This window comes from Ectothiorhodospira sp. PHS-1, assembly GCF_000225005.1.
GTDB lineage: Bacteria > Pseudomonadota > Gammaproteobacteria > Ectothiorhodospirales > Ectothiorhodospiraceae > Ectothiorhodospira.
On sequence record NZ_AGBG01000015.1, the window covers coordinates 56,830 to 70,926 of the forward strand.

At 62.5% G+C, this 14,097-nt stretch carries 15 protein-coding genes; 11 read left to right on the forward strand and 4 right to left on the reverse strand.

From position 1 onward, the window contains the following. From aroA to ECTPHS_RS08135, 10 genes are all read left to right on the forward strand, one after another. A complete protein-coding gene (gene aroA, locus ECTPHS_RS08090; protein WP_040405550.1) occupies positions 1–1,329 on the forward strand; it encodes a 3-phosphoshikimate 1-carboxyvinyltransferase in 1,329 nt (442 codons plus the stop codon). Further along, positions 1,329–2,015, forward strand: coding sequence for a (d)CMP kinase (gene cmk, locus ECTPHS_RS08095; RefSeq protein WP_008932237.1), 687 nt, complete (start codon positions 1,329–1,331; stop codon positions 2,013–2,015). The genes aroA and cmk overlap by 1 nt, the downstream gene beginning before the upstream one ends. A 101-nt stretch (positions 2,016–2,116) precedes the next feature. Next, positions 2,117–3,802: a 30S ribosomal protein S1 gene (rpsA, locus tag ECTPHS_RS08100; RefSeq protein ID WP_008932238.1), complete on the forward strand. Its 1,686-nt coding sequence runs from the start codon at positions 2,117–2,119 to the stop codon at positions 3,800–3,802. 88 nt (positions 3,803–3,890) lie between these two features. After that, the gene (locus tag ECTPHS_RS08105) at positions 3,891–4,190 is read left to right on the forward strand and encodes an integration host factor subunit beta (protein ID WP_008932239.1); all 300 of its coding nucleotides are present in this window, start codon (positions 3,891–3,893) and stop codon (positions 4,188–4,190) included. A 40-nt stretch (positions 4,191–4,230) separates the two neighbouring features. Beyond that, positions 4,231–4,524, forward strand: a complete 294-nt coding sequence (locus tag ECTPHS_RS08110) for a lipopolysaccharide assembly LapA domain-containing protein (RefSeq protein WP_008932240.1) — start codon at positions 4,231–4,233, stop codon at positions 4,522–4,524. Positions 4,525–4,529: 5 nt separating this feature from the next. Beyond that, positions 4,530–5,726, forward strand: coding sequence for a lipopolysaccharide assembly protein LapB (lapB, locus tag ECTPHS_RS08115; RefSeq protein WP_008932241.1), 1,197 nt, complete (start codon positions 4,530–4,532; stop codon positions 5,724–5,726). Positions 5,727–5,787: 61 nt separating this feature from the next. Further along, complete coding sequence (pyrF, locus tag ECTPHS_RS08120; protein WP_008932242.1) at positions 5,788–6,513, forward strand: orotidine-5'-phosphate decarboxylase; 726 nt, start codon at positions 5,788–5,790, stop codon at positions 6,511–6,513. A gap of 110 nt (positions 6,514–6,623) precedes the next feature. After that, positions 6,624–6,908 (forward strand): helix-hairpin-helix domain-containing protein, encoded by a 285-nt coding sequence (locus tag ECTPHS_RS08125; RefSeq protein ID WP_008932243.1) that lies wholly within the window; start codon positions 6,624–6,626, stop codon positions 6,906–6,908. A 156-nt stretch (positions 6,909–7,064) separates the two neighbouring features. Then, entirely contained in the window at positions 7,065–7,952 is an 888-nt protein-coding gene (gene galU, locus ECTPHS_RS08130) for a UTP--glucose-1-phosphate uridylyltransferase GalU (protein WP_040405529.1), read from the forward strand. A 238-nt stretch (positions 7,953–8,190) separates the two neighbouring features. After that, on the forward strand, positions 8,191–10,095 hold the full coding sequence (locus tag ECTPHS_RS08135; RefSeq protein WP_008932245.1) for a hypothetical protein: 1,905 nt from the start codon (positions 8,191–8,193) through the stop codon (positions 10,093–10,095). 20 nt (positions 10,096–10,115) lie between these two features. Here ECTPHS_RS08135 and ECTPHS_RS08140 read toward each other — a convergent pair whose 3' ends face one another. Together ECTPHS_RS08140 and msrP are read right to left on the reverse strand one after the other, a co-directional pair. After that, complete coding sequence (locus ECTPHS_RS08140) at positions 10,116–10,688, reverse strand: sulfite oxidase heme-binding subunit YedZ (protein WP_168044655.1); 573 nt, start codon at positions 10,686–10,688, stop codon at positions 10,116–10,118. Between the two features lie 38 nt (positions 10,689–10,726). After that, on the reverse strand, positions 10,727–11,668 hold the full coding sequence (gene msrP / locus ECTPHS_RS08145) for a protein-methionine-sulfoxide reductase catalytic subunit MsrP (protein ID WP_008932247.1): 942 nt from the start codon (positions 11,666–11,668) through the stop codon (positions 10,727–10,729). Between the two features lie 156 nt (positions 11,669–11,824). On the opposite strand from msrP, the gene ECTPHS_RS08150 reads away from it, so the two are divergent. Further along, the gene (locus ECTPHS_RS08150) at positions 11,825–12,820 is read left to right on the forward strand and encodes a cytochrome-c peroxidase (protein WP_008932248.1); all 996 of its coding nucleotides are present in this window, start codon (positions 11,825–11,827) and stop codon (positions 12,818–12,820) included. Positions 12,821–12,888: 68 nt separating this feature from the next. On the opposite strand, the gene ECTPHS_RS08155 is transcribed toward ECTPHS_RS08150, so the two are convergent. Both ECTPHS_RS08155 and ECTPHS_RS15170 read right to left on the reverse strand, forming a co-directional pair. Further along, on the reverse strand, positions 12,889–13,758 hold the full coding sequence (locus tag ECTPHS_RS08155) for a TonB-dependent receptor plug domain-containing protein (protein WP_371200087.1): 870 nt from the start codon (positions 13,756–13,758) through the stop codon (positions 12,889–12,891). Next, on the reverse strand, positions 13,713–14,097 hold a 385-nt coding region (locus ECTPHS_RS15170; RefSeq protein WP_008932250.1), incomplete at its 5' end, for a hypothetical protein. The genes ECTPHS_RS15170 and ECTPHS_RS08155, both read right to left, overlap by 46 nt.

Here is a 14,097-nt window from a genome sequence, read left to right on the forward strand (position 1 = left end):
ATGACACACGGCAGTACACTGGAATTCCTGGTGGAACCGGGCGGTCGGCTTGAAGGCCGCTGCCGGGTTCCCGGTGACAAATCCATCTCTCATCGCTCCATCATGCTGGGCGCGCTGGCGGAAGGCACCACCGAGGTGAGTGGTTTTCTGGAGGGAGAGGACTGCCTGGCCACCCTCAAGGCCTTTCGCGCCATGGGGGTACGGATCGACGGTCCCGAAGCCGGGCGGGTGACCATCCATGGCGTGGGCTTGCAGGGTCTGAAGGCCCCCGACGCCCCCCTGGACCTGGGTAACTCCGGGACATCCATGCGCCTGATGGCCGGCCTGCTGGCCGGACAGCCGTTTGATACCGTGTTGACCGGCGATGCCTCCCTGAGCCGTCGACCCATGCGTCGTGTCACCGAACCACTGTCACGCATGGGTGCCCGCATCGACACCGGCCCCGAGGGCCGCCCCCCCCTGACCATCCGGGGTGGACGGGCGCTGGAGGGCGTTGACTATGACATGCCCGTGGCCAGTGCCCAGGTCAAGTCCAGTCTACTCCTGGCCGGCCTCTATGCCCGGGGCAGGACCTGTGTGACCGAACCGGCACCAACCCGGGACCACACCGAGCGCATGCTCACCGGGTTCGGCTATGACGTGGCGTGCGACCAGGGGCGGGTCTGCCTACAGGGTGGGGGGCGTCTGCACGCCGCTGCCATCGACGTGCCGGCGGATATCTCGTCCGCGGCCTTCTTCCTGGTGGGGGCCTCCATCGCCCCCGGTTCCGAGCTGACCCTGGAGCATGTGGGTGTCAATCCCACCCGCACCGGCATCATCGACATCCTGCAACTGATGGGGGCCGACATCCGCCTGGAAAATCCCCGTGAAGTGGGTGGCGAGCCGGTGGCGGATCTGGTAGTGCGGGCCGCCCCCCTCAAGGGCATCCGTATCCCCGAGGCCCTGGTGCCCCTGGCCATCGACGAATTTCCCGCCATCTTCGTGGCGGCCGCCTGTGCCGAGGGTGAAACCGTGCTCACCGGTGCCGAGGAGTTACGGGTCAAGGAAAGCGACCGGATTCAGGTGATGGCCGATGGCCTGGCCGCCTGCGGTATCCAGGCGCGACCCACGCCGGACGGCATCGTGATTCAGGGTGGCCGGCTGCAGGGCGGCGTGGTGCAGAGTCACGGCGATCATCGCATTGCCATGTCCTTTGCCATGGCGGCGCTACGAGCGCAAGGCTCCATCCGCATCCAGGACTGCGCCAACGTGAATACCTCCTTCCCGGGATTTGCCGCGCTTGCCGGTGGGGCGGGGCTGAACATCCATGTCATGGAGGAGGGCGTCTGATGTCCGTGCCCGTGATTACCCTGGATGGTCCCGGCGGTTCCGGCAAGGGAACGGTGAGTCGCCTGCTGGCCGAACGGCTGGGCTGGTCCTTCCTCGACAGCGGTGCTTTGTACCGTCTGGTGGCCCTGGGCGCCCTGCGCCGCGGGATGGCGCTGGACGACGTGGCGCGAGTGTCCGAACTGGCCCGTCATCTGGATGTGTGCTTTGAACTGGATGAGACCGGTGCCCCCACGGTTCGCCTGGATGGCGATCGGGTGGGCGGCGAGTTGCGTACCGAGGCCTGTGGCGATGCCGCTTCGAAAGTGGCCGCCATTCCCGAAGTCCGGCAGGCCCTGCTGGATCGGCAGCGGGATTTTCGCAGTGCCCCGGGGCTGGTGGCCGATGGCCGGGATATGGGCACTGTGGTCTTTCCCGATGCGCCATTGAAGGTTTTCCTGACCGCGGACACGGAAGAGAGGGCCCGGCGTCGCTACCTGCAGTTGAAGGAGCAGGGCCTTAATGCTAACCTGCCAGCCCTCATAGAAGAGCTGGCCGAACGTGATCGTCGCGATGCGGAGCGGGCCGTGGCCCCGCTCAGGCCCGCGGAAGATGCCATTGAGGTGAACTCCACCCACATGAGCATCGACGCGGTTTTGAACGAGATCCTCGCATTGGCGGAGAAACGCGGTCTGATGGCAGTGCAATGATCGTATGGTCCGGGGCAGGCAAGCCCGGGATCCTTTTTGAATAACCGGTCTGCAACCGGATAGTGCAGGCCCCAATACTATTTTGCAGGTTCAACCAACCCATGACTGAAAGTTTCGCGCAACTGCTCGAAGAGAGCTTGTCCTCCATCGAGATGCGGCCCGGCTCCATCTTGAACGGCACTGTCATCAACATCACCAATGACATGGTGGTGGTCAATGCCGGCCTCAAGTCCGAGGGCGTCATCCCCATCGAGCAGTTCTACAACGAAAAGGGTGAGCTGGAAATCCAGATCGGCGATCTGGTGGAAGTGGCCCTGGAGTCCCCCGAAGACGGCTTCGGCGAGACCCGCATGTCCCGCGAGAAGGCCAAGCGTGCCAAGGCCTGGGAACGCCTCGAAGAAGCCATGGAGAAGGACGAGACCATCGCCGGCATGATCAGCGGCAAGGTCAAGGGCGGCTTCACTGTGGAACTGGGCGACATCCGCGCCTTCCTGCCGGGCTCCCTGGTGGATGTCCGCCCCGTGCGCGACACCGCCTACCTGGAAGGCAAGGAACTGGAGTTCAAGCTCATCAAGCTGGACCGTCGCCGCAACAACGTGGTGGTGTCCCGCCGCGCCGTGGTGGAGAAGGAATACAGCGCCGAGCGCGAAGCCCTGCTCAAGAACCTGCAGGAAGGCATGGTCCTCAACGGTATCGTCAAGAACCTCACCGACTACGGTGCGTTCCTGGATCTGGGCGGTATCGACGGCCTGCTGCACATCACCGACATGGCCTGGAAGCGGGTCAAGCACCCCTCCGAAGTGGTCAACATCGGTGACGAGATCCAGGTCAAGGTCCTCAAGTTCGACCGCGAGCGCAACCGCGTCTCCCTGGGCCTGAAGCAGCTGGGCGAAGATCCGTGGGAAAACATCACCCGCCGTTATCCGGTGGGCACCCGTCTGTTCGGCAAGATCACCAACATCACCGACTACGGCTGCTTCGTGGAAGTGGAAGACGGCGTCGAAGGTCTGGTGCACGTCTCCGAGATGGACTGGACCAACAAGAACGTGAACCCCGCCAAGGTCGTGGTGGTGGGCGAGGAAGTGGAAGTGATGATCCTCGACATCGACGAGGAGCGTCGTCGCATCTCCCTGGGCATGAAGCAGTGCCAGCCCAACCCCTGGGACGAGTTCGCCGCCATGCACAACAAGGGCGAGAAGGTTTCCGGCGTGATCAAGTCCATCACCGACTTCGGCATCTTCGTGGGCCTGGACGGTGGCATCGACGGCCTGGTTCACCTGTCCGACCTGTCCTGGAACATGCCCGGCGAGGAAGCCGTGCGTAACTTCCGCAAGGGCGAGGAAATCGAGGCCGTGGTGCTGTCCGTTGACCCCGAGCGTGAGCGCATCTCCCTGGGTCTCAAGCAGCTGGACAAGGATCCCTTCTCCAACTTCGTGGCCGAAAACGCCAAGGGCAGCATCGTCAAGGGTGTGGTCCGGGAAGTGGACGCCAAGGCTGCCGTGGTGGAGCTGGGTGATGGCGTCGACGGCATCCTGCGCGCCTCCGAACTGTCCCGGGATCGCGTCGAGGACGCCCGCTCCGTGCTGAACGTCGGTGATGCGGTGGAAGCCAAGTTCGTGGGCGTGGATCGCAAGAACCGCACCGTGACCCTGTCCATCAAGGCCAAGGAAAGCGACGAAGAAGCCGAAGTGATGCAGGATTACAGCGGTTCTTCCGCGGCCACCACCTCCCTGGGTGCGCTGCTGAAGGAACAGCTGGCCGGTAGCGGCGACTCCGAGAAGAAGTAAGGCTCGCTCAATCATCCCCGGATGCAACCCATCCGGGGATGTTTGCGTGTCGGGAGTCATGGTCGTGTAACATGCAAAAGGCAGGACGATGACGAAATCGGAACTCATCGATATACTAGCTCGCAAGCAGAGCCATCTCGCGTACAAAGATGTCGAGCTGTCGGTCAAGACATTGCTCGAACAGATGAGCCAGGCACTGGCCACCGGAGACCGGATCGAGATTCGCGGTTTCGGCAGTTTCTCGCTGCATTTCCGGCCGCCGCGGGTAGGGCGCAACCCCAAGACGGGTGAGACCGTGTCTCTGCCGGGGAAATACGTGCCTCACTTCAAGCCTGGCAAGGAATTGCGGGAGCGGGTCAATGAGCCGGAAAAGGCCGGGATCCGCTGACGTGGCAACACACTAATGTCCACAATCGGGAAAGCAGCCCATGAGTCGAGTCATTCTTCCGTTGGTTCTCATCCTGGCCGTTGTTCTTGGGGCCAGTTTCACGATTCTTAATGCAGGGGAGGTGGATGTGCACCTGTACCTGGAAAGTTTCCAGGTGCCGCTGTCCATCGTAGTCTTCGTCAGCATGCTGCTGGGGACCATTCTCGGGGGTCTGGCTTGCAGCGGCCTGGTGATGCGCCGCGGCCGTGATGCACGCCTGCTGCGCAAGCGCTGCAAGCGGGCCGAGGATGAAATTGCCAGACTGCGCGCACTGCCCAGCAACAGCAAGGTTTAATTTTCATGATGGAACTCCTGTGGCTGCTGCTGCCGGTAGCGGCAGCCTCGGGGTGGCTGGCGGCCCGTCGTACGGCTCGGCATGATGTCGAGCCCGAGCGGGCCGTTACCTTTTCCAGTCATTACATCAAGGGTCTCAACTATCTCCTGACCGAACAGTCGGACCGTGCCCTGGAAGTGTTCATCGACATGGTGGACGTGGATCCGGACACGGTGGAGACTCATCTGATCCTCGGCAGTCTGTTTCGTCGCCGAGGCGAGGTCGACCGGGCGATCCGTATCCATCAGAATCTGGTGGAGCGGGAAAACCTGGATCCGGCACAGCGCGCCAATGCCCTGATGGAGCTGGGGCGCGACTACATGAAGGCCGGTCTGCTGGATCAGGCCGAATCCCTGTTCAAGGAACTCATCCAGCTGGGCTTTCTCCAGGCGGATGCCTACCGGCGCCTGCGTGCCCTGTATGAGCGCGAACGGGATTGGGCCAATGCCATCTGGGCCAGCGAACAGTTGTGTGAATTTTCCACTGAGCCGCAGAACCGCCGTATCGCCCAGTACCATTGCGAACTGGGCGAAATGGCGCGATCGAAGGGCGACGCCCCGGACGCGGGCCGGCATGCCCGCAAGGCCCTGAGTTTTGATCAGGATTGTGCCCGCGCCGGTATCCTCATGGGTGACCTGGCCCTGGATGATGCCAATCCCCGGCTGGCGGTGGAGCACTATAGTCGCGTGATGCGCCGGGATGCGGGATTCATCTCCCTGGTACTTCCCCGTATCCAGGACGCCTTTACCCGCCTGGAAGATGCCCGGGGCCTGGAATCCCTGCTGACGGAGTTGCGTGAACAGCATCCCTCCGAGGCCACTTCGCTGGCTCTGGCCCTGGCCCTGGAAGCCCGGGGGCGGCTGGATGACCTGGATACGCTGCTGCGGGAGGAGATGGTCCGGGACAAAGTCTCCCTGAAGCTGTTGCCGGTCTATCTTCGTCTCAAGGCGCAGCGCAACGCGGCGACTGCGGATGCGCTGTCGGCGGCCATCGGGATGCTGGATCGGTATCTGGAGGGTCATGTCTGCAACATCTGTACGCAATGCGGATTTCAGTCCCGCACCCATTTCTGGCATTGTCCCAGCTGCCAGGGCTGGGCCACCATCCGTCCCGTTGACAGTTTGATTGACCAGCGTCCGGAAACCTGTCTGACGCCCCCCTGAGCACGACGGTCTCGCCGTCCTGTGTCGTCTCCCGTTCCCCATTACGAGGTTTGCCAAGATCATGTCCCTGATTTCCTCCGGCCCGCGGGTCATCGTGGCCCTGGATTTTCCCGATGCCGATGCCGCGCTGAGCCTGGCGTCCCGGCTGAACCCTTCGCAGTGTCGTCTGAAAGTGGGGTTCGAACTGTTTGTCAGTGCCGGACCGGCCTTGATCGAGCGTCTGCATGCCCTGGGTTTTCAGGTCTTTCTGGATCTCAAGTTCCATGATATCCCTAATACCGTGGCCGGAGCCTGCCGGGCCGCCGCGCGTCTTGGGGTCTGGATGGTCAATGTCCATGCCAGCGGCGGTCGTCCCATGATGGAGACGGCGCGGGAAGCCCTGGAATCCGTGGCCACTTCGGGGCAGCGCCCGCTGCTGATCGCCGTGACCGTACTGACCTCAATGGATGATGGCGATCTGGCCGGTTGCGGCGTGACCCGTACGGTGGCCGAGCAGGCGCACTACCTGGCGACCCTGACCCACGAGGCGGGCCTGGATGGGGTGGTCTGTTCCGCCCACGAAGCCGGCGCATTCAGGACGGCCTTTGGCGAAGGCTTCCTGCGAGTGACCCCGGGGATCCGCCCGGCGGACGCGGCACTGGGTGACCAGAAGCGGGTGATGACACCCGGAGCGGCGATGGGGCTTGGATCCAGCCATCTGGTCATCGGTCGTCCCGTGACTCAGGCCCAGGATCCCGGCGCCGTGCTGACGGCGGTCAACCGGGAGATCGCTGACGCCCTGGCTTGAATCAGAGGGGGATTTGGGCGATAGTGACGGCGCGGGTACAACGGATTGCAGGAACACGCGACCCGCGTTCAACCAAGGAATGCCAAGGAAATCCTCAAGGAGGCAACGGTATGAAACGTCTGACGTCCCTGATCGTCTTTTTTTCCCTGCTGTTCACCGCCCCCGGTGCCTTTGCGACCGGCCCGGTGAATGTCAACGAGGCGGATGCCCAGTCCCTGTCCCGCGCCCTGACCGGTGTGGGCCTGTCCCGGGCCGAGGCGATCGTTGCTCATCGCGAGCAGCACGGTCCCTTCACTTCCGTTCACCAGTTGACACAAGTGCCCGGCATCGGCCCACGGACCGTCGAGCAGAATCTGGACCGGATCGAACTGGGCAGCCACACGCCACGGGATTGATCCGGCCCGCGAGGGGCGATCAGTCCCGCATCTGACGGGACACACCAGACACGGGGCGGCCAACACCGCCCCGTGTCTGTTTTGTGTCATCTCATCGGCCTATACTGACTGATCCTGGGACCGAATCCACACAATCCGACCAACGAAGACGTGCTTATGCAAAAGAAGATAAGGAAGGCAGTTTTTCCCGTGGCTGGGATGGGCACTCGCTTCCTGCCCGCCACCAAGGCCAACCCCAAGGAAATGTTGCCCGTGGTGGACAAGCCCTTGATCCAGTACGCCGCCGAGGAGGCGGTGGAGGCGGGCATCGACGTGCTGGTATTCGTCACCGGGCGCAACAAGCGCTCCATCCCCGATCATTTCGACAAGGCCTATGAGCTTGAAACGGAGCTGGAAGAGCGCGGCAAGGAAAAGATGCTGGAGATCGTCCGCAATATCCTGCCCGCCGGCGTGACCTGCGTCTACATCCGCCAGGCGGAGGCCCTGGGCCTGGGGCATGCGGTGGGCTGTGCCCGCCCGGTGGTGGGCGATGAGCCCTTTGCCGTCATCCTGGCCGACGACCTCATTGACGGTGCGGGGAAAGGGGCGCTCAAACAGATGGTGGAAGTCTACGAACAGTATGGTTCCAGTATTTTGGGCGTGGAAGAGGTGCCGCCCAGCGAGACGAATAAGTACGGTGTGGTCACGCCGGAGCCGATTGCCGACCGCCTCTGGGACGTCACGGGCATCGTGGAGAAACCGGCACCGGAGGTGGCTCCCTCCAACATGGCCGTGGTGGGGCGTTACATTCTCACCCCCCGTATCTTCGAGTTGCTGGAAAACACCCAGAAAGGTGCCGGTGGAGAGATCCAGCTCACCGATGCCATCTCCGATCTGCTGGCCGAGCAGCAGGTACTGGCCCATCGATTCAACGGTACCCGTTATGATTGCGGCAGCAAGCTCGGCTATCTGCAGGCCACCGTGGAATACGCCCTGAAGCACCCGGAGCTCAAGGATGACTTCCGGGAGTATCTGCTGGGGAATGTCTGCAGTCGCGGCATCTGAGTGTAGGAATCAGGCCACACACCGGTCGATGTCCTTCAGGAAACACTGAACCAGTCTTCTACCGCCACTCCGGCTCCGCTGCCGTCACTCCCGCGGAAGCGGGAGTCCGGAATTTCCAGTAGTCTGTGTCTGGATTCCCGCTTGTGCGGGCATGACGGGTTCAGAATGGTCTTATCCTTGAATTTTCAAGTCATGAGGGCGGTACGGGGTGCCGCCCTCAACAAGCATCGGTCGGGAAGTGAACTGGTTCAGATTCATTCAACGATCCGCTCGGCCCCGGGAAAATACCGTTTCCCTGGGGCGGCGGGATGATGAGCGTTACGAGCGCTGGTCCAGGGCCGTCAAGCGGACGCGCGTCTCCCGCAACCTGTTGAACATCGCATGGACGGCAGGCCCGGTGACCGTGCTGGGTCTGTCCGGTGGCTATTACATCGGCTATGGCCGTCCTCCTTCCATTGAGCTGGTGACTTATTTCGTCAGCTTCACCGTTCTCTCCGGCCTCATCGGCCTGATCGCCAAGATCGTTTACGACAGCGTTCACGGCACCGCCAAGGAGCAGGCACAGGCCGATGTCATAGAGGCCATCGACAAGCTGGGAGATCTGATCCTGGCGGTGCGGGACCTGGCCATGGAGGGACTGGATCCCGAGGTGCGTCGTCGCGAGGCCGCCGTGCAACTGCTGCAGCGGGTGGATCTTTCACCGGAAGGGGTGGCCTTTGCCTGCGAAGAACTGACCGGCAATCCGGCGCTGGGGCGCTGGCTGGCGCAGATCGACACCTTCCGGCGGGCCGGTCTGTATTCCCGCATCCGTGACATCCATCAGGAAAGGGGCGAGGAATTCGAGCATATCGTCGCGGATCTGCGGCAGATCGCGCCCGTGGCCGCGGGCATCCTGCGGGAGCGCTACCTGGGCAGGGCGCCCAAGCTGCAGCTGGGCGTACCCCGGGACGAGTTCTTTCTGGAACGGGTGATGGCCGCCATTGAGCAGGACAACCCCCTGCTCATGACCACTACCGACGTGGAAGCCATGCTGGTACTGGCCTTTGAACTGGTCAATGGGCGCGAGATTCCCATGCTCATGTTCAGTTATACCGGCAAATGGCGGTTGGCCGGGGCGCTGGATCAGATGGAGGCGGCGCGCAGCCGTTACCGTATTGCCCAGGCAGCCGCCAGTAACCGGATTCGTGCCCTGGCTTCCTGGCTGGTGGAGGTGGACCTTTTGGCCTACGAGGAAGTGCCCGAGGGGCTGTCGTCCCACCTGTTGGTGGAGCGGGTGGTGCTGGCACTGGATGAACTGGCCACGCTGCTGGATGACCTGTGCAGGGGCCTGCGGGAGGATCAGCCCGACGCCCAGTCCCGGGGAGATCTTCGTCGCCTGGCGGAAAACCTGGCCACGGCCCTGCGCCTGTATCGCACCGCCCACGAGGCGTTTCAGGAAGTGGGACGTGTCCATGCGGAGCTGCTCCGGACATCGGAAGCCTGGGAGGCGCTCACTTCCCGGGATCTGGATGCCTCCGAGCAGCTGCGGGTGGGACCTGGCCGTCGCGGGCTTCGTATCGTGGAAAAGGTGGTCAGCCTGGAGGAGGATGCCCGCGAGTCGGTCTGCCAGCATCTGGTGAGGTATCTGCACGGCGAGCATCTGGAAAAACGCGGGCGACGCTTCTTCACCCGTCGTGACGGTCGTCGCCGTCCCCTGACCCTGGACGGGGCCAGGCAGTTGGCGGTGGAAGTGGCCCTGGCCCTGGAACCCCATATCGGCCTGTCCCGTCCCGAGGTACAGCGGGGGGTGGGGGCGACCCAGGCCAGCTACCTGGGCAGCCTGGAGCCGGGCATGAGTGCCCAGGAAAAACGCATCCTGGGCGAGGCCATGGCCCTGGAGGTGGAGCAGGACATGAGTCGAGCCGCGGAGCGCCTGGCCCTGGCTCTGGTGAAACACTATCGGGTGAGGCTGACGGATGCCGCCCGGGACTTTCTCATCGAGACCTACGGCGCCCGTCCCCAGGTGTTGAGCATGATCTCCCAGAGCCACCTGGACGAGATGCCCCGCATCAGTCTGTTGAGCCTGCGGCCACCAGTGGTGCCCAGCCCGCGTCGGGACTGGTACCGCAGTCTGGTGCGGGCACGCAGAGTGTTGCCGGACTGATCCTGGAGACCTTAAATTCATCATTTTTCAGGGGATGAGAAACCCCATCGCTCCACCAACCTGAACAGGACCAGGGTGGTGAATAGCAGTCCCAGCACGATGACCTCCGTCTCGATCACCCGGGATACCATCCAGTAATGCAGGATGCCGCCCGCCGCCGAGACATAGGCCAGACGATGCAGCCACTGCCAGCGTACCCGACCCAGTCGTTCCCTGGCCCTGTTCACCGAGGTCAGCACCAGCGGCACCAGCATCACCCAGGCAATCAGCCCCGTCTGAAGGTGTCTGAGCGCCAGAACTTCGGCGACCATGAAAGACCATGACCCGCCCTGGATCATCACCACCCAGACCAGGACATGCAGCAGCAGGTAGGTAAAGGCCCATAACCCCATGGCCCGGCGCACCGCCGGGAAGCCCGGCCAACCGGTCAGCCGGAAGGCGGGTCCCAGGGCCAGGGTTGCCAGGAGCAGGTACAGTCCCCAGCGCCCCAGTTCATGCAGCAGTCGCTCTTCCGGCACCACCCCCAGCATGCCGGTCTGCCAGGCAATGCCGAGCCATGACAGGGGCAGGGCGGCGCCAATGAACAGGATCACCCTGAATCCCCGGATGAATCGCGGTGAGGCCGACCCCATCAGAAATGGCGGCGCAGGTCCATGCCGGCGTAGAGATCCGCCACCAGTTCCCCATAGCCGTTGAACAACTCCGTACGACATCGCCCGCTTTCACCGATGCGTCGTTCCGTGGCTTGCCGCCAGCGCGGATGGCGGACTTCCGGGTTCACGTTGGCATAAAAACCATACTCGGACGGTTGCCGGGCGGTCCAGGAACTGACGGGTTGATCCTCTTGCAGGTGAATGCCGACGATGGACTTGATGCTCTTGAAACCGTATTTCCAAGGCACCACCAGCCGCAGTGGGGCACCGTTCTGATTGGGCAGTATCTCTCCGTACATGCCCACGGCCAGCAAGGTCAGCGGATGCATGGCTTCATCGATGCGAAGACCTTCACGGTAGGGCCAGTCCAGGATGCGACTGCGCTGACCGGGCATCTGTTCGGGATCGTGCAGGGTTTCAAACACCACATACCTGGCGCGGGAAGTGGGCTCAAAGCGTTTGAGCAGATCACCCAGGGGAAAACCGAGCCAGGGGATCACCATGGACCAGCCCTCCACGCAGCGAAGACGATAGATCCTTTCTTCCAGGCCATGGGGTGCGAGGATGTCCTCCAGGGCTAGGCGGCCGGGTTTGTCGACTTCACCGCTGACCACCACGGACCAGGGATGGGTCTGTAGCCGATGGGCATGCCGTTTCGGGTCTTCCTTGCCGGTGCCGAATTCAAAGAAATTGTTGTACCCGGTGGCCATGGCGTGATCGGTCAGCGGCTCGTCCGTGGAAAAGGGGCTTTGAACGGCATCGGCCATCCCCGCTTGCCAGGCTGGAGCGGCCGACAGGCCCGGTGCCGCCGCCGCCAGCAGCAGACCTCCGGCCTGTTGCAGGAAGCGTCGTCGCTGGGCATAGACCGCCTGGGGCGTGATCTCCGAAGCCGGTGGGATCGGGTATTTCAAGCCAACCATTTTGAACTCTCTTGACCCGGCTGAAGGTCGCTTTTTTGATGCGGCTCATGGCTTTGATGCATGAGGGGCGATTTTGGTTGCACGGCAAGGGAAACAGGTCTATTTCTAGACTTATTCTAAAATAATATCATCGACGCGAGTCAACGGGAGAAAGTCATGAAACGTATTGTGCAATCCCTTCGCAAAGCCCTGCCTGTGGCGGTGCTGGTCTGTGTCGCCGGCAGTGGGGGTGTTCAGGCCGCCGAATTTGAAAGCTACAAGCGTTATTTCGAACCCCTGCCAGCCTTGCCGCCACTGCCGTCCAACAACTCACTGACCCCGGAGAAGGTGGAACTGGGCAAGATGCTGTTTTTTGAACCCCGCATCTCCGCCAGCGGGGTGATCAGTTGCGCCACCTGTCACAATCCGGCACTGGGCTGGTCCGATCGCATTCCCAGAGCGGTGGGGCACGATGGCCAGGTCGGAGAGCGCAACACCCCCACGGTCCTCAATTCCGGTTTCCTGGAGGCGCAATTCTGGGATGGGCGCGAGCCTGACCTGGAGGGGCAGGCCCTGGGGCCGATCCAGGCCGAAATCGAGATGGCCATGGAACTGGATGATGCCCTGGATCAGTTGGCACGATTCGATGTCTATCAAGAGCGCTTCAAGGAGGCCTTTCCCGGTCAAGCGGATCCGCTGACCGCGGAGAATGTGGCCAAGGCCCTGGCCAGCTTCCAGCGTACCCTGAACACGCCGAACTCGCCCTTTGACCGGTACCTGCGAGGGGACGACAACGCCATGACCGAGCAGCAAAAGCGCGGCATGGCGAGTTTCGTGAACAACGGTTGTATCGCCTGTCACCGGGGTGCCAACTTCTCCGACAGTCGCTTCCACCGTTTCGAGTTGCCCGGCTCCACCGATGAAGGGCGTTTCGTGGTGACGGGGGAGGAGCGTGATCGTTTTGCCTTCCGTACCCCTACATTGCGCAACGTGGCGGTGACCTATCCCTATTTCAACAACGGCAGCGTGGATAACCTCCATGACGCAGTGCAGTTGATGGGCGAGCAGATGCTGGGCCGCAAGTTGGAACAGCCGGTGGTGGATGACATCGTGGCCTTTCTCCATGCCCTCACCGGAGAGATGCCCCGGATCACGTTCCCATCTCTGCCCTGAGCACCTGACCCCGCCGTATTGATGCGGGAGGCGTGTCCGGCAGGCTCATGGCTTGCCGGACTGATCGCTTAGAAGTTCAGTTGGAGAGATACGGCGGTTCGTGTCTCGCGGCGGTTGGCGGGCCAGCTGGTGCTGTCATCGCCGCGACCGGTAAAGCCGCTGGCCAGCAGATCATCCACATACAACCCGATCTCCGCCTGCTCTCCCAGGGATCTTCGCAGGCCCAGACGCAGGAAGCCGTCGCCGGCGCCCAGGGGCGCGGCCATTGGATCGTCCAGCCATTTCACATCGGCATGGTGGTAGTACTGGAACGACAGGGTCCAGGTATCGTCGGGTGTGTAGTAACCGGCAAGATTGAAGATATGGTCCGGAACCGAGTCTGCATGGAGCCTGGTATCCGGTCCGGCGCTGCGGCTGCCCAGCAGGGACAGTCCTCCGCTCAGGCGCAAGCGGGAATTGAACCGGTAGTCGACCTGCATCTCCACTCCCTGGATGGTCAGTTTGCCCAGATTGCTGATGACAGCGGTGAAGTCCGCGGGCATCTGCCCCAGGGGGATCTGGATCAATCGATCCACCTCGTTGTGAAAGACCTTGATGTCCAGGCTACCACGGCCATGATCAAACAGCAGGTGACCGCCCAGTTCCAGGGATTGGATGACCTCGGCCCGGATATGCTCATCCGCGATGAAGGTCAGACCGCCTTCGCCGGGCCGAATCCCGATCGGGGTGGGGAAGACGGCCTCAATCTCCGACTCGATGAGGCTCGGGGTGCGTATGGCACGGGAGGCCACCAGGCGCAGGCTCAGGTCACTGGTGGGGAGGAAGATCAGGGCTGTCCGCGGCATGAATTCATCCCGGATCAGGTCATTGGCCTCATACATCCCGCCCAGATTCAACAGCCAGCGTTCCGCGGGTATCCATTCCAGGTTGGCGAACAGACGCTGATGCGATTTTCCACAGTGCCGCCGGGCGTATTGAAATAATAGGTTGAACGGGCGGTGTCCTGGCGCAGTCCACCTCCCCAGACCACCCGGGTCCGGGGCTCCAGTTGACGATGCCATTCCACTTCCAGGTCATGCCGGCGGTTACGTACCCCCTGATCCACATCGACCCGCAGGCCGGAGGCCGGGTCTCGCAGTGGGTATTCGTCGATCAGTTCATACTGTTCAAAGTAATACTGCAGGCGATAGCCCGCATCAGGATCGGCATGGCCCTCCAGAACGGCATGAAGATGAGCGTATTCAAAATTCAGTGTTCTGGAGGGAGGCTGCGGGTCA